Origin of the sequence: Chryseobacterium tagetis, from assembly GCF_016735585.2 — a bacterium.
Classification (GTDB): Bacteria; Bacteroidota; Bacteroidia; order Flavobacteriales; family Weeksellaceae; genus Chryseobacterium; species Chryseobacterium tagetis.
This window is the reverse complement of record NZ_JAERSE020000006.1, coordinates 47,296-69,180: the sequence shown is the minus strand read 5'-3', so window position 1 is coordinate 69,180 and position 21,885 is coordinate 47,296. Positions and strand designations below refer to the sequence as shown.

The window sequence follows — 21,885 nt, the reverse complement described above, 5'->3', positions numbered from 1 at the left end:
AAAATGCAGTTGAATATAAATTACCATGGATTTTTTGACGGAAATTTTGGGATAGCTGAAGCAACACGTCTGAATGCTATAGCTATGGAAAGAGCCGGTATTAGAGTAAACAGAATAAACTATTCAAGTGATACGCTTGAAAAAATAGAAAATGAAACAGATCCGGAATCTTTCATTAATATTTTTCATATCAACAGCAATGTTACTCATGAGTTTTTTTCAAAAAATCAAGATATCAAGCTTGCCGGTCACTATAATATCGTTTATTGGGCTTGGGAGTTTCCTGAAGTATCGGACAAAACAGTTGAGTTTTTAAATATTTTTGATGAATTATGGGTTCCGAGTGATTTTTGTGTGAATATTTTCACAAAATATACAGGTATTCCTGTAATTAGATTTTCTCATCCAATTCAGAAACTAGCTTTTTCTGACGAATTTGATTTTAGTGAATATAATATTAAACCTAATTCAAAGGTTTATGTTACGATTTTTGATTCCCTAAGTACAACAATCCGAAAGAATCCGGAAGCAACTATTGAATCTTTTATTAAAGTTTTCAATGACGATCCGGAGTCTATTTTAATTATAAAGACCCACAATCTCGACCGAAGTAAAGATGCTCAAAAAGCATTGGAAAAATATTCAAGTATCTCTAATATTATTCTTATCAATGAACATTTTTCTAAAGAAAAATTACATTCACTAATTCAGAAGTCGGATGTTCTCATTTCTCTTCATGGCTCTGAAGGTTTTGGACTGACTATGGCAGAAGCAATGTCATATGGAAAAATCGTTATCGGAACAGGCTACTCTGGAAACTTAGATTTTATGAATGTGAATAATAGCTTCCTTATTCAATATGATTTTATCAAAACGACCAACACTAAAGGATTAATTGCAGAAGGCCTTACTTTGGCAAGACCGGATATTGATGATGCTGTTGAAAAACTGAAATATATCAAATATAATTTAGAAACTTTAAATAAAATAAAAAATAACGCAGAAATTCAAATTCGAGACAATTTCTCAATCGAGTCAATTGGAAATTTGTTTAAAATAAGATTATCATTTATCTATCAGTTTGATAAAAAAGAAAATTCTGGAAATAGTATTGATAATGTTTTTCATTTATCTGAAATTGACAGACTTACAAAAAGAGTAAATTATCTTGAAAGAACATTCTATAATAAAACTAGGAAAAAAATAAATGTTTTTTTCAAGAAGATAAAAGGGAAAAAGTAGTTTACTAAATCCATATAAAAACTCATAATCAATTAATCATACTATTCATATGAGAGACAAGATTGCTATAGTTGTCCAAAGATACGGTTTGGAAATCAACGGAGGCGCAGAGCTCCATGCCCGATTATTAGCAGAAAAATTGTCAACCATTTATGATGTTGAAGTTATTACAACTTGTGCAATAGATCATGAATCCTGGGATAATCATTATTCTGGGGGGACAGAAGTTATCAATAATATTAAGGTACGAAGATTTAAAAATTTAAAAAAAGATCTCAATAAATTCAATCAGCTAAAAAGAAGCCTTTATGAGCTTTATAAATATAAAAACAGAAAATTACATATTTTTAATTTTCCTTATTTATATTACAGAAGAAAACAGAGTCAAAAAGCTTTTAATTTTAATGAATGGTTAGAAGTACAGGGTCCTTTTTCCAGTGATTTAATTAATTTTATAAAAGACAAGAAAAGAGATTATAAAGCTTTTATTTTCTTCACTTATTTGTATTATCCTGCCAATATTGGTATTCAGGAAGTTGCTGAAAAAAGCATTCTCATTCCAACTGCACACGACGAGCCTCAATTTTATCTGGATGGATATGCACACTTATTTTCTTCAGCAAAATGCATCATCTATAATACTCAGATTGAAAAAGATCTAGTAGAAAGAGTTTACCCGCAGACAAAAAGAACAAAGTCAGAAATTGCAGGAATAGGTTTTGATGATTATAATCTTACAATGGGTACATTACCGGAAAACCTCCATTCAAAAAAATATTTTATATATGTAGGAAGAATTGTTGAAGACAAAGGCTGCGTCATGATGATCGAATATTTTAATCATTTTAAAAAGACACACCCTGAATATAAAGATATAAAATTGGTCTTGGTTGGTAAAAATTCTTTGGATGAAAAAATAACCTCGGGAGAAGATATTATTCTAACCGGATTTGTAGATGAAAGTCTTAAGAATATTTTGCTTACAAATGCTTCTGCCCTTATAATGCCGTCTTTTTATGAAAGCCTTTCCTTAATAACATTAGAAGCAATGTTGTTAAAAATCCCTGTAATTGTAAATAAAAATTGTCAGGTTTTGTATTCTCATATAAAAAAAAGCGAAAGCGGAAAAAGCTTTACCGATATTACTGAATTTTCTCAGGCACTTATTTTTTACATTAATCAAAACCAGAACAATTTGATCCTGGAAGGAAATAAAGCAAGAGAATATGTTCTAAAAAATTATTCATGGAATACTATAATCAACAAGTTCAATTCAGCTATTAAATCTTTGTAATGACAAAAAGAATTCTATTTTTTTTTCCTGAAAATCCGTTCTCGAACAGAGCAGGAAATACAACGAGAGCAAAAACGACACTTACTATTTTAAAAAAATTAGGGTATACTATTGATTTGATTGGAGTTGACGAAGTTTACAAACATTTAAATGACACCACCAAAATTGATAAGAATATTGTAGATAATTTATTTTTAATTAAACAAAAGCCACCAAAAATAAAAACTACAGCAGATTATTGGAAATATAAAATATCAAAGTTCTACGAAAAGCCTAATCCAAATAATAATTCATTAACAGATTTTATAAAGAAAGAGTTTAAAAATATTTTTAAATCAAAACATTACGATATTATTATCATTAATTATGAATTCTGGACGGGATTAATTGATGATAGCTCTATGAAAAATATCACAAAAATCATTGATACACATGATTGGATTACTTTGAATGAGTTTTATAAAAATAAATCATTAGATATTGGCAAGCGCTTTAGTGAAGAAATACGTAATCTTGAAAAATTTGACAATATAATAACCATTTCAGAAGATGAGCATCTTGTTTTTAAAAGATTTTTAGGAGAAAAAGTAACTAATATTCCTCCTTCTTTCCCACCACATTTTGAAAAAAACAACCTCAATAAAAAATATGATTTAATTTTTGTCGGTTCTGAAAATATATTTAATATAAAATCAATTCAATGGTTTTTTGATTATGTATATCCATTACTTCCAAAACACATTAATATTATAATAATCGGGAGAATCTGTAAGCATGTGGAAAAAAAAGAAAATGTAGAACTTGTTGAATTTTCAGAAAGTTTAGAAGAATATTATCACCTGTCAAAAATTGCAATCTGCCCGATGCTTGAAGGTACCGGTATCAAAATAAAGGTAATAGAAGCGTTATCTTATGGATTACCCGTTGTAGGAACAGAACGTGCTATAGATGGTTTTTCATCAAAGACTTTAAATGGATGTTTGACAGCCAATCAGCCTGAGCTTTTTAAAGATAATATATTATCCTTGCTACAAAACGAATTACATTATCAAAATATAAAAGACCAGGCCGAAAAATATTTTAAAAGTAGTTTTTCTGAGGAAAACGCAATGGGAAAATGGGAAAAAATTTTACATTAATGAATGATCTTGCAATTATTATACTGAATTATAACTCTTATGAAGATACCAGCAGAGAGGTTAACTCTTTATTAAACGAGGGTATCTCTCAAAAATCTATTTATGTAGTAGATAACAATTCAAAAGACAGAGACAAGATTGAAAAATTTGGAGATGAAAAGCAAATTAATTATATACTGAGTAATCATAATGGAGGCTACGCTTACGGAAATAATCTTGCCATAAATAAAGCAATTGAAGAAGGTAAAAATTATTTTCTTTTATTAAATCCCGACATAGAAATATCCTTGGCATCCATCCAGCAGTTATATAAAGGTTTAAAGGAATTTTCAAATATCGGAATAATAGGACCTCGAATCTGTTATAGAAATGAACGTAATAAAATATTCTCAGATGGTGGGTTATTATTTCCGGAGAAAGGTTTTATGGGAGGTCATGCTAATGGTGAGCAAAACAAAAAAGATATAAAAATATCCGATTATAATTACGATATTAAATATGTAGATGGAAGTGCTCTTATGTTCAGAAAAGAAATTCTGAGCGAGGCAGGATTTATGAATGAAAAATTTTTCATGTATTATGAAGAATCTGAATGGTGCCTTCGTCTTATGAACAATACAAAATGGAAAATAGCAGTCAATACTCAATGTGAAGCTTATAATCTTGCAAGTAATAAAGGTAGTTTCTATGAATATTATATGACCAGAAACCGAATTTGGGTTTGCAGAATGTATAATGGTAATGTAAAATTCGTTATAAAAGAACGTTTGAAGCTGGCTAAAAAAGCCTTTAAAAAAAATAATTTTTCACTGGCAAAAGCTTATCTTAAAGGAATATATTGGGGACTTAATTCGAAGCTATAATGGAAAAAATTGTACTATTTATAAAAACTTATAAAAATGATTTAATTGTTTTTAAAAAATTACTTGGTTCAATTATAAAGCACAATAAAGATAACCTGCCATTGGTGGTTTCCGTAAATGATGAGGATTTTGTTTTATTTGATAATGAATTCAAAGAAAGGAATTTTAAGCTAATAAAAGACAGCCATATCTACACATGCACGGTAGAAAACAAATGGATTTATCAACAAATTATAAAATCGCAATTACATAAACTGAACATCTGTGAGAATTATGTATGTATAGATTCTGACAGTTATTTTATAAAAGATTTTTATTTTTATGATTTTATGTATTCTGATGAAATCCCTTATACTGTAATTCATGAGCAGAAAGAATTGTTTGGCTGGAGCAATAATAACATCAAGGAAATAGGATTTAACCCTAAAGATGAGTTTTTAAACGACCGAAAATATATTATGGATAAACTCGAGAGAAAAGGAAAAATATATGATTTCGGTCCTTCTCCTGTTATTTGGTCTACAAAAGTTTGGCAGTCATTTGAAGAAAATTATCTAAGAGATAATAATCTTACTTTTAAATCTTGTTTTGAAGAAAGGCCAAGTGAATTTACTTGGTATGGAGAATGGCTGCTAAAAAATAATATCATTCCTATCTATCCGGCCGAGCCACTTTTTAAAGTTTTTCATTACAAAAAACAGTATACTGATTTTCTTAAACAAAAATTTACATTAGAATCACTAGAAGAAAATTATTTTGGCGTTGTTTTACAATCAAACTGGAATAAAAAGGAAGAAAAAAAACGTTTCAAGTTTTTCAGATAAATCAAAAAAGACACAATAATATTATTGTGTCTTTTTTAAAGCATTATGCTTTAATATTTTTCCGAATAATTATTTAGAAAGACATGCATCAAGCTTTTTCTTATTAAGCTGGAATTCTCTATATTTAAATACTCCAGATTTATAAGCAATAATAGCTCCGAAATCAATGGTTTCACTATTTACATTCATTGGAAAAAAACAAGACCTGTATGTATTTTGTTCTACAAATGGCTTAGATAAAACCTTAAAGTTAAGACCATCTTTAGAATAAGCAAGATAAAGCATTTCTGAAGTATATTTTTTAACTTCACCAGCAGCAATACATAAAAAATAATATCCGTCTACATAAGTTGCCTGTATATGCCATGGAGCATATTCCGAATTTACTTTAGTCCAAGGTTTATTAATAAAATTAACAACCTTACTTTGCTTAAAATTCGAAAAGTCCAGTCCGTTCTTAGATGTTCTTTGAATAATATATGACGGATCATTTCCTGGAAAATTTGGACTGATATTATTTTCGACCTCAAAACTTACATACTCACTACCATTATAAACAATACTAGGTGAAAGAATATGATTATTTTTAGGAGAATAAGGAGGATTGCTGGTATAAGCAGCTTCTAACGGTGTCCAATGTACTCCGTCTTTTGAAGTCTGCCTTACGATAGTTCGTTGAGCATTATATTTTAATTTTTCAACATTATTAGGGCTTTTAGCACCTCTGTTCTTCAATGCACTACCCTTTATAAAACTTCCTCTATAATATAACGAAAATTTACCATTTTCAAAAGTCCAATCAACATCTGACCAAAAAGCATATTTAGCAGCTCCTTCTTTTTCAGGAAAAGCTTCATTCATTGATGGTGCTCTTTGCAATGGTGTTGCAACACCACTAGGATTACTCCAGTTTATTCCATCATTAGATACAGCGATAGTTGGATTTTCATATCTTTCAGACTCACGAACATTCCCTATCACCCCAAGGAAAGGAGTAAATATCATCCAATATTTATATCCATTGAAACCATTTGAAAAATATTGTACATCAGGATGACAATATGCAAAATTAGGTGTATTAATATCTTTTACAAATGCAGGATCATTTATTCCCGGATAATTTCCATTTGCTGCTACATTAATATTGAGAGTTCCAATATCTGTTAGATAATTTACAACCCCTCCGTATTCAACATTATTATCAGATATGGCGGGTATATTTTCGGCTACTAAATTTTCTTCTTGTTGTGAGCAAGAATTAGAATTCATAAAAATAATAAGCACAAACAGTAAGGGTTTTAGCTTACCCACATAATGAGACATTCTTACCATGTTCATTATGCCTTACTTTCTGTCATAGTCATCCTCTATTCTCACAATATCATCTTCACCAAAATAAGTTCCTGTTTGTACTTCAATGAATACAACAGGCTTATCAGAAAGATTCATCATTCTGTGCTTTGCTCCAAGAGGAATAAAAATACTCTCTCCATACGCCAATTCAATTTCGTTATCATCTAAAACTACTATTGCATTACCTTCAATAATAGTCCATTGTTCTTGTCTTTTGTGATGATATTGGTAAGATAATTTTTGTCCGGGATTTACCTCAATTCGTTTTAGCTTATAATTTAGTTCATCTGCTAAAACATAATATTTTCCCCAAGGTCTTTCTCCAATTTCTAACATAATTCTGGTTATAAAAAAAATTTTAGCGAAAGTACTCAAAATACTTTTTCAAAACTAAAATTGATATTAAATTTTGTTTATTTTATATATTAAGCCAAATCCTGGAAACTTAGATAATATTTTAGCAACTTCTTCTGTGGAAATACAAAGTGCAATAAGTCAAGGATATGTTATTGCAGAAACAGTAGGTTATGGATATTCTAACAGTAATACTGGAAACCCTGTTTACAGATATTATAATCATTCTATAAATGATCATTTGTATACTAAAAACTGGTCAGAACTAGGAAGCGGAAGTCAAGGATACGCATATGAAGGTATAGCATTTTATGCATTCTAAATTATAAAAATAAGATAAAAATAGGGAGTTACAATTTGTAATTCCCTATTTTTATCTATGTGAGGAGAAAATACATACTCACTTTCTATCATACTCATCTTCAATCCTCACAATATCATCCTCACCGAAATAAGTTCCGGTCTGAACTTCGATAAAAACAACAGGTTTATCAGAAAGATTCATCATTCTATGCTTTGCACCCAGAGGAATAAAAATACTTTCACCGTATTTAAGATTAATCTCTTTATCATCCAGAACCACTGTGGCGTCACCTTCAATGATCGTCCACTGTTCCTGTCTTTTGTGGTGATACTGGTAAGACAATTTTTGTCCCGGATTTACTTCAATTCTTTTCAGTTTGTAATTCGGCTCATCTGCTAATACAAAATATTTTCCCCAAGGTCTTTCGCCAATTTCTAACATAGTTTAAGAATTCATTATTTATACAAAAATAGAAATTATGATCGATGGAAACAACCAATTTATAAAAAGCTTATTCAAACGCATAAAATTGAGTAAATTTGCACCAAAATTTTAATTGAAATGGAGAAAGTAAGAGTTCGTTTTGCTCCAAGTCCTACAGGACCTTTGCATTTAGGAGGTGTAAGAACCGCATTATATGATTATCTTTTTGCTAAAAATCAGGGAGGTGAATTTGTATTAAGAATTGAAGATACAGACACGGCAAGATACGTTGAAGGAGCAGAAGACTACATAGAAGAAGCCCTGGAATGGTGCGGAATCATTGCGGATGAAAGTCCTAAAAAAGGAGGAAAATTCGCTCCATACAGACAGTCTGAAAGAAGAGATATCTATGACAGATATACAGAGCAGATCTTAAAAACAGATTATGCCTATATTGCTTTTGATACTGCCGAAGAACTGGATGCAATTCGTGCTGAATATGAAGCAAAAGGTGATGTTTTCTCTTATGATAATAAAACAAGAAACCGTTTGAGAAACAGTCTTGCGCTTTCTGAAGAGGAAGTTCAAAAATTACTGGATGAAAAAACACCATATGTGGTAAGATTCAAAATGCCAGTTGACAGAACGTTGAATCTTGTAGATATTATCCGTGGGAATTCTTCAGTAAATACAAATACTTTAGATGATAAAGTGTTGGTAAAAAATGACGGAATGCCAACTTATCATTTTGCCAACATCATTGATGACCACGAAATGGAAATTTCTCACGTGATCCGTGGTGAAGAATGGTTGCCGTCTTTAGGTTTACATACCTTATTATATGAAGCAATGGGTTGGGAAGCGCCTCAGTTTGCTCATCTTTCATTAATTTTAAAACCAGAAGGAAAAGGAAAACTAAGCAAAAGAGATGGTGATAAATTCGGATTCCCGGTATTTCCTTTGAATTTTACAGATCCTGTAACTGGAAATGTTTCTAAAGGATACAGAGAAAGCGGATATCTTCCTGATGCATTTATTAATATGGTTGCATTATTAGGTTGGTCACCTGCAGATGACAAAGAAATTTTATCGTTGGATGAAATGGCCAAAGAGTTTGATCTGAATAAAGTTCATAAAGCCGGAGCAAGATTCAGTAAAGAAAAGGCAGAATGGTTCAATCATCAGTATATTCAGAAAACATCTGATGACGAATTATTGAATATTCTAAAAAACTCAAGTCTAAACATCAATCTTTCTGATGAAAAATTATTAAAAGTAATTCATCTGATGAAAGAAAGAGCAACTTTCCCAATTGACATTTACGAAAACGGAAAATTCTTCTTTGAAGCACCGACATCTTATGATGAAAAAGCATCAAAAAAAGCTTGGAATGATGAAACATCAGCAATTTTAGGGGAATTATCCTCACATTTAGAAGGTGCTGATTTCAATGCTGAGAATTTAAAACAAGTTGTTCACGATTTCGCTGAAAACAAAGGTTTAGGAATGGGTAAAGTGATGATGCCGTTACGTTTATCCTTGGTAGGAGAACTGAAAGGACCGGACGTTCCAGACATCATGGAACTTCTTGGAAAAGAGGAAACTACCTCTAGAATAAGCAATGCTATAAATAATTTTAAATAAAATTACCATAATTTTTCATACATTTGAAAGATTTAATTTACTTCAAGAAATGGAATATTTAAGTTTCGAACTTCCTATAAAAGAATTAATGGATCAATACCAAACTTGTTCTTTAGTAGGAGAAGAAAGTGGTGTTGATGTAAAATTAGCATGCAGCCAAATTGAGGATAAGATTTTAGAAAAGAAAAAAGAAATCTACGGAAATCTTACTCCTTGGCAGAGAGTACAACTATCTCGTCATCCGGATCGTCCTTATGCATTGGACTATATCAACGGAATGGCAGACAAAGGCAGTTTTTTAGAACTTCACGGTGACAGAAATTTTGCTGATGATCCTGCAATGGTGGGTGGTCTAATCACTCTTGACGGTCAAAGAGTAATGGTAATCGGTACTCAAAAAGGCAGAACAACTAAGGAAAGACAACACAGAAGATTTGGAATGCCAAATCCTGAAGGATACAGAAAAGCTTTAAGATTGATGAAGCTTGCTGAGAAATTCCAGATTCCTGTAGTAACTTTAGTAGATACACCGGGAGCTTATCCTGGTTTAGAAGCTGAAGAAAGAGGTCAAGGTGAAGCGATTGCAAGAAACATTTTCGAAATGGTTCAGCTTAAAACTCCGATCTTCACTTATATTATTGGTGAAGGAGCCAGTGGTGGAGCATTAGGAATTGGTGTAGGAAATAAAGTATATATGTTGGAAAACACATGGTATACCGTAATTGCACCTGAAAGCTGTTCTTCAATTCTTTGGAGAAACTGGGATCACAAAGAGGATGCTGCAAACGCACTGAATCTTACTCCAAAAGATGCGTTAAGAGAAAAATTCATCGACGCGATCATTGAAGAACCTCTTGGAGGAGCACATTATGATCCGGAAACGACTTTCTTGAATTTGAAGAACTCAATTTTACAGAATATCAAAGCGTTTTCAAAATTCACAGGACAGGAACTTGAAACCCAAAGACAAGATAAGTTCATTGCAATGGGACAATTCAAAGGTTAAGATACAAAAAAGGTTAAGAAAATTTTCTTAACCTTTTTTTATTTATTGTTCTTTCTTACTTAATTTTTTATTCTCCTACATTTAAAGCAATCTCAATATCTTTATCTATTTTCTTAGCAGTAGTATAAGGCGAGTCGCACACTTTAGTAGACAGCTGATAATCTCCTTTATCTACCATCACATAATTTTCACTTCTTGCAGGAATAATTAAATTATAGTTTTTCTTACCGTTTATTTTCATCTCCATATTGCACTTCGATTTATTTTTAACATTTACATACGCTTCTTTATCACTAATGTCATTATTAAAAAGATGGGTCAATAACGCTGCTGTTTTCTTTCCGTGTTCGTCCGGTTCCGATTTTTTGCTCGTCCCTCCTACGCTTGCATAATTCACTGTTCTTGACGGAGCAGTCGACTTAAGGCTTGTATTGGATGCTAAAGATTTGCTGGCATTATCTGCTTTAGGTGCCGCTTTATCTTTTCCGACGGAGGCCATCATAGGTTTTGATTCCTCAGCTGGAGGTGTTGCCATAATAATATCCATTAATTTCCTCTTAAAATGATCAACTTTGGGGTGATTGGGATTTTGTTTCAAGAAGCCAGCAACTACTCTAGCCTCGTTACTATTTTCCGCATCAGTTTCTGTATAGATAATGGTTGTTTCTTTTTCAACAACCGCTTTAGCCTTAGCTTTGGTTTTCTTTTTCTGGGAAAAGCCTAAAGAAAAAACACATAAAAGTATAAGAAGAACTGTTTTTTTCATTAACTAAATATTTAAAAAAATTATTAAATAACTAAATAACGTGAAAAGTCATTTTTTAGTTTATCATTAAAATCATTATCTTTGCACTGCTCAAAAATAAACTAAAATTTAATACGAAATCTTTAAATAAAAAAATAATAGATATTATGTCTTATACACCAGCTGCTGCAGACGTAGCAAAATTAAGAAACCAAACAGGTGCAGGTATGATGGACTGCAAGAAAGCTCTAGTTGAAGCTGAAGGAGACTTCGAAAAAGCGGTAGACATCCTTAGAAAAAAAGGACAGAAAGTTGCTGCTAACAGAGCTGACAGAGAATCTACTGAAGGAGCTGTAATCGCAAGAGTAAATGAAGATAACACTTTAGGTGCTATTATTTCATTAAACTGCGAAACTGACTTCGTTGGTAAAAACGAAGCCTTCATCGAGCTAGCTTACGAATTAGCTGAAATGGCAATCTTCGCTGCTACTAAAGAAGAATTATTGGCTACAGATTTCCACGGAATGACTGTTGCTGATAAATTGATCGAGCAGACAGGAGTTATCGGTGAAAAAATCGAGATCGGTACTTTCGAAAGAATCGAAGGACCATTCCTAGGAGCTTACATCCATGCTGGAAACAAAATCGCTGCAATCACTTCTCTTTCTGAAAAAGTAGAGGGAGCTGACGAAGTTGCAAAATCTGTTTCTATGCAAGCTGCTGCAATGAACCCAATCGCTCTTGACGAAACTAAAGTTTCTCAGGAAACAATCGATAAAGAATTGGAAATTGAAAGACACAAACTTACTGAAGAAGGTAAGCCTGCAAACATCATCGATAATATCTTGAAAGGTAAAATGCAGAGATTCTACAAAGACAATACTTTGGTACACCAGGATTTCATCAAAGACAGCTCTATTTCAGTTGCTGACTATGTGAAGTCTGTAAATGCTGACCTTAAAGTAACAGGATTTATCAGAGTTAGTTTATAATCTTTTTTAAGATTTAAAATATTGATCCCGGTGATTTTTATCATCGGGATTTTCATTATTTCACAATTACAGGATTTTATTGAATATTAAAAAATCATTAAATATTTAATAATATCAACCATCTTGCGAATCGCAGTTGAAATTTTATGTAAAAAATTGATTTTTAATACTTACATTTGCATCCCTTATTGAAAAAAATGAAAAAATTTCTATTAACCATTTGTACATTTCTTTGCTTATTCTTTAATGCCCAGCTCGATACGGATCATTGGTTTGCTCCAATGGCTTCAAAAGCTGGATCAACCGGCCTAAGTGGTTATCTATATTTATCTACGAATGAAACGACTCCGTTTTCAGTACAAATTTTTAATAACAATATTCTCTTTACTACGGTACAGGTAAGTAAAGGAAATCCTGTACAGGTAACGATTCCTAATAACTTCCTGATTACAACCAACCAAAACCTTTTATTCACTCCCAATTCTATGGGAATGTATGTGAAAGGACCCAAAAAATTCTTTGCAAACTATCGTTTTTCTTTGCAAAACCATGCTGAAATCATTACTTCAAAAGGATTGGCGGGACTAGGAACTAAATTCTACGCAGGTGTTATTCCTCTCACAGGTACAGCGAATTACATCAGCTCAACTATTGGAGTTACTGCTACCGAGGACAATACGACTGTCGTTGTTTCGGGATATAATCCTGGTGTTATTTTTTCTGACGGAAGCTCCTCGCCAACTAAAACATTTACTCTTAATAAAGGACAGTCTTATATTTTAGATGCGGTAAGTTCAGATTCACAATATAACTTAGCCGGTTTAGTAGGTGCAAAAATAGAATCTACCAAACCGATTTCTGTAACCAATGGAAACTTCAACGGAGTATATACCAACTTGAATTTCACCAACAATGATGTTCTTATGGATCAGGCTGTTCCGGTTGATAGACTTGGGAAAGACTTTGTACTGGTAAAAGGTAATGGAAATGTTATCTATCAAATGGAAACGGCGCTTCTAATTGCTACTGAAAATAATACCCAGATTACGCTGAATGGTGCCAATACAGGAATTACCCTAAATGCAGGACAATATTTCATGGTTCCGAGCAGCAATTATATCAATCAGGGGAACGGAAATTATAATATGGGAATTTCTACCTCTAAAAATGTATATGTCTACCAATTATTAGCAGGAATTACAGGAAGTTCATCTGTAAATGAATATGCTACTGGTGGTATGAATTTCATTCCTCCTTTAAGCTGTTTTATGCCTAATAAAGTGGATGAAATAGGATTCATCAACCAGATTGGTGCTCAGTCTTATAATACAAAACTGAATATCATTACTCAGGCAGGAGCAACAGTAACGTTAAACAATGGATCTATTGCCGCTGCAAACGGACCTTATCCTGTAACAGGAAATCCTAACTGGGTAACTTATTCTATTCCAAATATTACAGGAAATATCACTGTAAATTCTACTAAATCTGTAACTGCAGGAATTGCTGCAGGAAGTGGTGCTGTAGGATATGGAGGATATTTTGCCGGATTCTCATCTGTTCCTGTCATTTCAAAAACAGGGGATTGTTATTTAGGTGTTTTACTACAGGTAGACAATACTTACGACGGGTATCAGTGGTATCTCAACGGAACCATTATTCCTGGTGCAACTTCTTATTCTATCAATCCAGAATTGTATGGAGCAGGAAACTACACTTGTATGGTTACAAAAAACAATTGTGAATCTAAGCTGACTACGGCTTACAATTACACGCTTTGTCCTCCGATTACCACCACTACCTATAATATCGGATCTTGTAATACGAAAACCATCATTCCTGCGTTTACCAATTCTACACAGACTATTGTTCCTGCAAATACAGCAATTATTTCTGCTCCAACTTCAGGAACGGCAACGGTAAATCCTACGACAGGTCAAATTACTTATACTCCTAATGCAGGATTAACAGTTGACACAACAGATTCTTTTATCTATTATGTACAAGGAAATGGCAACCCTGCAGATTTTGAATATTTTAAAATCATTGTCAACATTGATGTTTTACAAGTTACCAATGCTTCATTATCTTCTTGTGCTGATACAAGCAATAACGGAACTTTCAATCTTACGACAGCCAATGTATCTCCTGATCCAGGAATTACGGTTACGTATTTTACGAATTCCAATTTGACAGGGCAAATTACAACTCCTGCAACCTATACAGGTCCTGCCGGAACAATTTACGCCAACGTAACTTCACAATACGGATGTTCGAAAGTCGCTCAGATCGCTTTAACTACTACTCCATCTCCAAATATTAATACTACTAATTTTAATGCAACTTTATGTGATGATAATTTTGATGGAATTATCAATGTAAATTTTGCGAATATCACACCTCAGATTATTAACAACTCAGCAAGTTTTAATGTAAGATATTATTTACTTCAGGCAGATGCAAACGCAGGAAACGCAAACTCATTGCCTGCAAACTGGACGTATACTACCAACACAACTGTTTACGTGAGAGTTGATGGGTTTACAGGAAGTTGTTCAACAGCTTTCGGGCAAATTAATTTTAAAATTGGAAACAGAATCAATTTGCTTAACAACAATATCAGTGTAGATGTTTGTGATGATAATCTTGACGGTTCTCAAATAGCAAATTTAAATGATTATAAAAATCAGTTTACGGCAGATCCATCGGTAACTTTAACGTTCCACTCAAGCTTAGCTGATGCACAAGCTGGTATTAATGCTCTCCCAACTTCACAGGTGATTACTTCGACAAGTATATTCTATATCAGATTTCAAAGCTCTACAGAATGTCCGAATACGGCAGTTTTAAATATTAAGTTAAAATCTCCAAAAAAATCAGGAACATTAAGCGACCAAGTAATTTGTTCAAATGAAAAAGCAATACTTAACGCAGGTACAGGTTTCACATCTTATCTTTGGAACACAGGTGCAACTACTCAAAGCATCACTGTTGGAACAGGTACTTATTATGTAGATCTAGAATTCAATGGTTGTGTTTATCGCCAGACCGTAAATGTAATGGCTGCACAGGCTCCAACCATTACAAGAATTGAAACTTCAGGTTCTACAGCTACTATTTTTGTTTCAGGAGGCACTCCTCCCTATCAGTATTCTTTAAACGGTGTAGACTATCAAACGTCTAATGTTTTCACCGCATTATCAAGAGGCCCGCACAAAGTTTACGTATTGGGAAAAGACGGTTGCCAGCCAACAACAAAGGATTTTTTAATTGTAAATCTGATCAATGCTATCACTCCAAACGGTGACGGTCATAATGATGTATTAAATTATTCAGATTTAAGAATCAAACAAAATGTTTCTATAGAAGTCGTTGACAGATACGGAGCTCCTGTATATAAATCTACTGACAATAATTATATCTGGGACGGGAAATCCGGAGGAAGAACACTTCCTACAGGAACTTACTGGTATGTTTTAAAATGGACAGAACCGGATACTAAGCTGCCGGTTTCATACTCGGGATGGTTATTAATTAAAAATAGACAATAGCTTCTATTTCGAATATTTTTAAGGTAAAAGACGACTTCAAATGAAGTCGTCTTTATTTTTTGAATATAATAAGTTTTTTTTTAACCACTCCCACGAATCTACTTAGTAAAAATTTTCATTTCCCATATTTATATTTCAATAAAATTTCGAAAATTAGTTCTACCGTTTATTATTCGTAAATAAAATTCAAAATATTATTTTATTTTTGCAGAAATCCTAATTCCAATAAACAATGAAAAGATTTCTATTATCTTTCGTATTACTGTTTTTTACATTTAATACGCTCTTTGCCCAAAAAGACACAGAGCACTGGATAGCGCCTTACTTTGTGAACACAAGCGTAGGGAGTTTTACCAATACGTTGTATGTATCCTCAGATTCAACGACACCATTTGATGTAAAGGTATATAGTAATGATGCCAACGGCGTCCAAACGTTATTAACCACTCTTAGCGTTAGCAAAAACAACCCTAAAACGTATACTGTTGCAGCGAGTGCAATATATACAACTTCAACTTCTGAAGCAGGAGTTCCTGTTCAAAAAGGACTATACCTACAAGGAACCAAATCTTTTTTCTGCAGTCTAAGAGCTGCACAAGGTTCTCATGGCGAAATTGTAACTTCTAAAGGGAAAGCGGGAATCGGTACAAAATTTTACGCAGCTGCAGCCCCTATTACATATAGCAGTTCTACCCTAATGGACTTCACAACCGGAGTTATGGCCACTGAAAACGGGACTACCGTTACGGTTACCGGATATGATCCCAATATAACTTTCATCAATAATTCTAATACTTCCGGAACTCTTACTTTTAACCTGGAAAAAGGACAATCTTACCTGATTGCCGGAATCGGAGATAACACAGCTAATAATACAGGGTTCATCGGAGCAAAGATCACATCTAACAAGCCTATTACCATTACCAATGGAAATGCAAATGCAATGTATGCTACAGGAAGTTTAACTTCAGGATCAGATCTTGTTTTAGACCAGTCTGTACCTACTGAACGACTTGGAAACGAATTTGCCATGGTTAGAAGCTTATCTCCTACCAATTCATATGATATGGAAGGAGGGATTATAATTGCTACTGAGAATAATACTGAAGTTTATCTTAATAATGCTCTACTACCTGTAATAACCCTTAATGAAGGAGATTATTACAGAATATTAGATAATTCATATATCAATCAGGGCAACGGGCATTATAATATATATGTACGTACTACAAAAAATGTTTACTTATATCAATTAGTAGGCTCTACCAGCACAGCTACCGGCGGTTATAACTACATTCCTCCATTGAACTGTTTTTTACCTAGAAAGATTGATGAAATAGGTAAAATAAACGAAATGCCGGGTTCATCAGGAGCCATTACTCTGAAACTAAACATCCTTACCGAAGCGGGTGCAACTGTCACTTATACTCTAACTCCTGCAGGAGGAGTTCCGGGAGCTCCAATAACACCAACTGCAGCACAAGGACCATATCCTCTTAGTGGTAATGCCAATTGGGTTACTTACGCTATTGAAGGAGTCACTGGCAATTTAGCCATTCAATCTAACAAAGCTGTTACCGCTGGTATCAACGGAGGATATAGCTCTGCAGGATACGGAGGATATTTTGCAGGATTCTCTTCAGTCCCGGTCATTTCAAAACAGACAGGAGAATGTGCACCTGGTATCATCCTGGAAGTAGAAGCTGGGTTTGATTCCTATCAATGGTATTTAAACGGGACTCTTATTCCCGGAGCAACTTCAAATACTTACGCTCCGCTAGTGGGAGGTAATTATACGGTAAGAGTAACCATGGGCGGATGTCAACCTGTAGTAACGCTTGCTTACAAAGTGTTCTCTTGTTTAAAACAAACCTCAAAATCAGACGAAACGTGTGGCACAAAAATCATACAGCCTACATTTACTTCTTCAACACAAACTCCGGTAGCTAATACTGTAACAATTATAACCCCTCCGGCAAATGGAACAGCAGTAGTCAATACAAACGGTACTATTACTTATACTCCAAATACCGGTTTTGCAGGTTCAGATGTATTGGTATATAAATTCTGTGGAAATGCCCCTGAGTTTATAGATTGTGAACAGGTAACCCATACCATAAAAATTGTCCCTCTTGTTGGAAAAGAACCGACAATCACAGCATGTCAGTATGACACAGATCCAACGGCATTGTTTGATCTGACAACAGCAAATGTGACGGACTACCCTTCTCCTACCACGAAAAAGTATTATTCTACGTTGAATGATCTTAATACAAACAGTAATGAAATTGCCGAACCTAAAAAATACGCTTCGGCAGGAGGATATGTTTACGTGAGAATTAATGCTGATGGAGGTTGTACAGGAACTGCTAAAATTAAATTAGTTACGATCCCTGTAAAAAAATCTGCTATTTTAGTTGACAAATATATTTGTATTGACGACAGAACATCTCTTGATGCAGGAACAGGATACAACAGCTATCAATGGAGTACAGGAGCTACAACATCTTCTATTCAGGGAGTACCTGTAGGAGAATACACTGTAATACTTGAACAGAACGGATGTTTCTTGAAACAAACCGTACATGTGAAAAAAGCGCAGGATCCGGTAATTACCAAAATTGAAATTACAAACAATACTGCAACTGTAATTGTCAGCGGTGGAGTTGCTCCTTATAAATATTCAGTAGACGGAACAACTGCATGGAAGGATTCAAATGTGTTTACCAACCTATCAAGAGGACAGCATACGTTCTATGTAAAAGATGCTTACAATTGTACTCCTATTTCTGTAGAGGTAACTGTACCCAATCTAATTAACGCAATTACTCCTAATGGTGATAATGTAAATGACTATATAGACTACAGTGAGTTAGCGTACAAAGAGAATCTTACATTCGTAATCTATGACAGATATGGAAACAAAATTTTCACCGGCGATAAATTCAATGATTATCGTTGGGATGGAAAAGGATCCGGTAAAAAAGTTGTTACAGGTACCTATTGGTATCATATTAATTGGAATGAGCCTAATGCTGCTAAAACTCCAATTAAATATTCCGGTTGGATACTTGTAAAAAACAGAGAATAATTTTATCACAATAACAAAAAAGCCACAATTTTATAAAGATTGTGGCTTTTTTATTATTTTCTTTTTGTATTTCATTTTTTTTTATCAAAATATATCAAATATTCTTTTAATTTTGTAAAAATCCTAATTCCAAAAACTATGAAAAGATTTTTATTCTCTTTCGTATTATTGTTTTTTACCTTTAATACCGTCTTTGCTCAAAAAGACACAGAGCATTGGTTTGCTCCTTTTTATAATAGCACGAGTGCTTATATAACAAGACTTTATATGTCAACTGACTCTACAACCCCATTCGAAGTCAAAATTTATAGTAATAATATTCAGATTGGGTCAGTGATGATAAGCAAGGGTAATCCAAAAGTCTTCCCGGACCCGGCAGCTACTCCTGCACAACCTTTATTAGCCCAATATGTAAATGCTACAGCATCATCAGAAGCATTTACGATCATCAATACCAAAGGTTTATACTTAAAAGGGGACAAATCCTTTTTTGCCACTTTAAGATCTACCAACCTTACACAGCACGCAGAAATTATTACCAGCAAAGGGAGAGCCGGGATAGGAAATAAATTCTATGCAGGAGCTACACCAGTGACCAACACTACTTCAAGTAATTTTACTGCAGGTATTATGGCTACGGAAGATAATACAACTGTAACGATTACATGGAACGCCGCTTTACCGGTAACATTTATTAATGGAAATCCTACCGGAAATACACAGACTGTAACCCTGAACAAAGCTGAATCATTTATTTTAGCGGGTACAGGCAATCAAAATATCAGCAACTTTATCGGAACCAAAATTGAATCCAATAAACCGATTACAGTAACAAATGGTAATTGTAATGGTAATTTCGGTGCAGGAAGCTCTTCCGGAAGTGATTTGATTATGGACCAGGCCGTTCCAGTGGAAAGACTTGGAAATACTTTTGCAATGGTTAAGAGTTTATCATCGGCAGCATCAGAAAACCTGGAAGGTGCAATTGTAATCGCTACAGAAGATAACACACAGATTTATGTAAACGGAAGTGGTATTTCATTAACAACAATAAACGCAGGCCAATGGTACAGAATAGATGAGACAAATTATGTAGCCCAGGGAACTAGCGGTCACAAAAACATGTTTATTTCCACAACAAAAAATGTCTGTGTTTATCAGCTTATAGGAACCAATAGTAACGCAACTTGCGGATATAATTTCATACCGCCGCTCAGCTGTTATTTACCTAAAAAAATTGACGAGATAGGGAATATCGACGAAATGCCCAATATCTCGTTAGCCATAAATCTGAAACTTAATATCGTTACCGAAGCAGGCGCAACTGTTACTTATACTACGAATGGTGGAGCACCAACAACACCTACAGCAGCACAAGGGCCATATCCTCTTACTGGAAGTACCACTTGGGTAACTTATGATATCTCAAATATTTCAGGTAATGTTTCCATTCAATCCAATAAAGCCGTAACAGCAGGTGTAAATGGAGGATTTAGCACAGCCGGATATGGAGGATATTTCGCTGGTTTCTCATCGATTCCTTTCATTACAAAGCAAACTGGAGAATGTGCTCCGGGAGTTATTCTGGAAGTAGATGCAGGATTTGATTCTTATCAATGGTATTTAAACGGTAATATTATTCCAGGTGCTACTTCAAATACTTATGCTCCACTAGTAGGAGGAAACTATACCGTGAAAGTAACTGCAGGAGGTTGTCAACCTGTGACAACTCCAATTTTCAAAGTTTTCTCATGTGTGAAACAAACCTCAAAAACAGTGGGAACCTGCGGTCCAATAACCATACAACCAGCATTTACATCTTCCACTCAGACTCCTGTTGCTAGCACAGTGTCAATTACCACAGCTCCAACACATGGTACTGCAGTAGTAAATGCTAACGGAACAATTACTTATACTCCGAATTCAAGTTTTGCCGGAAATGATGTATTTGTCTATAAATTCTGTGGAAATGCTCCTGAATTTATAGATTGTGAGCAAGTAACACTTACAATCACAACGACTCCACTTCAAGTAAATGAGCCTACCATTACTGCCTGTCAGTATGATACAGATCCTACTGCACTGTTTGATCTTACCACAGCAAATGTAACCGACTTTCCTTTGCCTACAATAAAAAGTTATTACCCTACACTAAATGATTTGAATACTAGTAATAACCCAATTACAAACCCTACAAAATATCCATCGGTAGGAGGCTATGTTTATGTTAGAATAATAGCAGATGGAGGATGTATTGGTACAACAAAAATTAAATTGGTTCCGGTTCCTGTAAAAAAATCATCAGTTTTGGTTGACAAATTTATTTGTATTGATGGCAGAACTTCTCTAGACGCAGGTCCTGGATATGATAGCTATCAATGGAGTACAGGAGCTACAACTTCTTCTATTCAGGGAGTACCAGTAGGAGAATACACTGTAATTCTTGAACATAATAATTGTTTCTTAGAACAAACTGTACATGTTAAAAAAGTTCAGGATCCGGTAATCACTAAAATTGAAATCACCAACAATACGGCTACCGTTATTGTAAGCGGAGGAACTGCTCCTTACAAATATTCAGTAGACGGAATTACAGCATGGCAAGATTCAAATGTATTTACTAATCTATCAAGAGGACAGCATACTTTTTACGTAAAAGATGCTTACAGCTGTACTCCTATTTCTGTAGAGGTAACTGTACCTAATTTGATCAATGCAATTACTCCGAACGGTGATAATGTAAATGACTATATAGACTACAGTGAGTTAGCGTACAAAGAGAATCTTACATTTGTTATCTACGACAGATACGGAAATCAAATTTTCGTTGGTGACAAATTCAACAACTATCGTTGGGATGGAAAAGGATCCGGTAAAAAAGTCGTTACAGGTACCTATTGGTATCATATTAATTGGAATGAGCCTAATGCTGCTAAAACTCCAATTAAATATTCCGGTTGGATACTTGTAAAAAACAGAGAATAATTTTATCACAATAACAAAAAAGCCACAATTTTAAAAGATTGTGGCTTTTTTGTTATTGCTTTATCATATTTTCTT

General features: G+C 33.8%; 16 protein-coding genes. 12 read left to right on the top strand and 4 right to left on the bottom strand.

The window, feature by feature from the left end; translation table 11 throughout:
• Positions 1-3: 3 nt before the first annotated feature.
• The 5 genes from JI747_RS19145 to JI747_RS19125 are packed head-to-tail and all read left to right on the top strand — an operon-like array spanning position 4 to position 5,362.
• On the top strand, positions 4-1,242 hold the full coding sequence (locus tag JI747_RS19145) for a glycosyltransferase (protein WP_225690470.1): 1,239 nt from the start codon (positions 4-6) through the stop codon (positions 1,240-1,242).
• Positions 1,243-1,291: 49 nt separating this feature from the next.
• Complete coding sequence (locus tag JI747_RS19140; protein WP_225690469.1) at positions 1,292-2,536, top strand: glycosyltransferase family 4 protein; 1,245 nt, start codon at positions 1,292-1,294, stop codon at positions 2,534-2,536.
• The gene (locus tag JI747_RS19135) at positions 2,536-3,675 is read left to right on the top strand and encodes a glycosyltransferase (RefSeq protein ID WP_225690468.1); all 1,140 of its coding nucleotides are present in this window, start codon (positions 2,536-2,538) and stop codon (positions 3,673-3,675) included. Before JI747_RS19140 ends, JI747_RS19135 begins: the two co-directional genes overlap by 1 nt.
• Positions 3,675-4,538 carry a glycosyltransferase gene (locus JI747_RS19130; RefSeq protein ID WP_225690467.1) on the top strand — a complete coding sequence of 288 codons (864 nt, stop codon included), beginning with the start codon at positions 3,675-3,677 and terminating at the stop codon, positions 4,536-4,538. Before JI747_RS19135 ends, JI747_RS19130 begins: the two co-directional genes overlap by 1 nt.
• Positions 4,538-5,362, top strand: coding sequence for a DUF6492 family protein (locus JI747_RS19125; RefSeq protein WP_225690466.1), 825 nt, complete (start codon positions 4,538-4,540; stop codon positions 5,360-5,362). The genes JI747_RS19130 and JI747_RS19125 overlap by 1 nt, the downstream gene beginning before the upstream one ends.
• Positions 5,363-5,431: 69 nt before the next feature.
• Here JI747_RS19125 and JI747_RS19120 read toward each other — a convergent pair whose 3' ends face one another.
• Positions 5,432-6,700 (bottom strand): hypothetical protein, encoded by a 1,269-nt coding sequence (locus JI747_RS19120; RefSeq protein WP_225690465.1) that lies wholly within the window; start codon positions 6,698-6,700, stop codon positions 5,432-5,434.
• A 6-nt stretch (positions 6,701-6,706) separates the two neighbouring features.
• The gene (locus tag JI747_RS19115) at positions 6,707-7,051 is read right to left on the bottom strand and encodes a phosphomannose isomerase type II C-terminal cupin domain (RefSeq protein WP_225690464.1); all 345 of its coding nucleotides are present in this window, start codon (positions 7,049-7,051) and stop codon (positions 6,707-6,709) included.
• A 73-nt stretch (positions 7,052-7,124) separates the two neighbouring features.
• Here JI747_RS19115 and JI747_RS19110 point away from each other — a divergent pair, with 73 nt between their 5' ends.
• On the top strand, positions 7,125-7,391 hold the full coding sequence (locus JI747_RS19110; protein WP_225690463.1) for a hypothetical protein: 267 nt from the start codon (positions 7,125-7,127) through the stop codon (positions 7,389-7,391).
• A 78-nt stretch (positions 7,392-7,469) separates the two neighbouring features.
• Here JI747_RS19110 and JI747_RS19105 read toward each other — a convergent pair whose 3' ends face one another.
• Positions 7,470-7,814 carry a phosphomannose isomerase type II C-terminal cupin domain gene (locus tag JI747_RS19105; protein WP_225690462.1) on the bottom strand — a complete coding sequence of 115 codons (345 nt, stop codon included), beginning with the start codon at positions 7,812-7,814 and terminating at the stop codon, positions 7,470-7,472.
• Between the two features lie 120 nt (positions 7,815-7,934).
• Between JI747_RS19105 and gltX the strand changes: the two genes are divergently transcribed.
• Positions 7,935-9,440, top strand: a complete 1,506-nt coding sequence (gltX, locus tag JI747_RS19100) for a glutamate--tRNA ligase (RefSeq protein WP_225690461.1) — start codon at positions 7,935-7,937, stop codon at positions 9,438-9,440.
• Between the two features lie 49 nt (positions 9,441-9,489).
• Positions 9,490-10,446: an acetyl-CoA carboxylase carboxyltransferase subunit alpha gene (locus JI747_RS19095; RefSeq protein WP_225690460.1), complete on the top strand. Its 957-nt coding sequence runs from the start codon at positions 9,490-9,492 to the stop codon at positions 10,444-10,446.
• Positions 10,447-10,513: 67 nt separating this feature from the next.
• Here the strand turns inward: JI747_RS19095 and JI747_RS19090 are convergent, their stop codons facing one another.
• Positions 10,514-11,212, bottom strand: a complete 699-nt coding sequence (locus JI747_RS19090; RefSeq protein ID WP_225690459.1) for a DUF6759 domain-containing protein — start codon at positions 11,210-11,212, stop codon at positions 10,514-10,516.
• 146 nt (positions 11,213-11,358) lie between these two features.
• Between JI747_RS19090 and tsf the strand changes: the two genes are divergently transcribed.
• From tsf to JI747_RS19070, 4 genes are all read left to right on the top strand, one after another.
• Entirely contained in the window at positions 11,359-12,183 is an 825-nt protein-coding gene (tsf, locus tag JI747_RS19085; protein WP_225690458.1) for a translation elongation factor Ts, read from the top strand.
• A 197-nt stretch (positions 12,184-12,380) separates the two neighbouring features.
• Complete coding sequence (locus JI747_RS19080) at positions 12,381-15,734, top strand: T9SS type B sorting domain-containing protein (RefSeq protein WP_225690457.1); 3,354 nt, start codon at positions 12,381-12,383, stop codon at positions 15,732-15,734.
• A gap of 232 nt (positions 15,735-15,966) precedes the next feature.
• Positions 15,967-18,825 carry a T9SS type B sorting domain-containing protein gene (locus tag JI747_RS19075; RefSeq protein ID WP_225690456.1) on the top strand — a complete coding sequence of 953 codons (2,859 nt, stop codon included), beginning with the start codon at positions 15,967-15,969 and terminating at the stop codon, positions 18,823-18,825.
• Positions 18,826-18,963: 138 nt separating this feature from the next.
• Complete coding sequence (locus JI747_RS19070) at positions 18,964-21,810, top strand: T9SS type B sorting domain-containing protein (RefSeq protein WP_225690455.1); 2,847 nt, start codon at positions 18,964-18,966, stop codon at positions 21,808-21,810.
• Positions 21,811-21,885 lie beyond the last annotated feature (75 nt).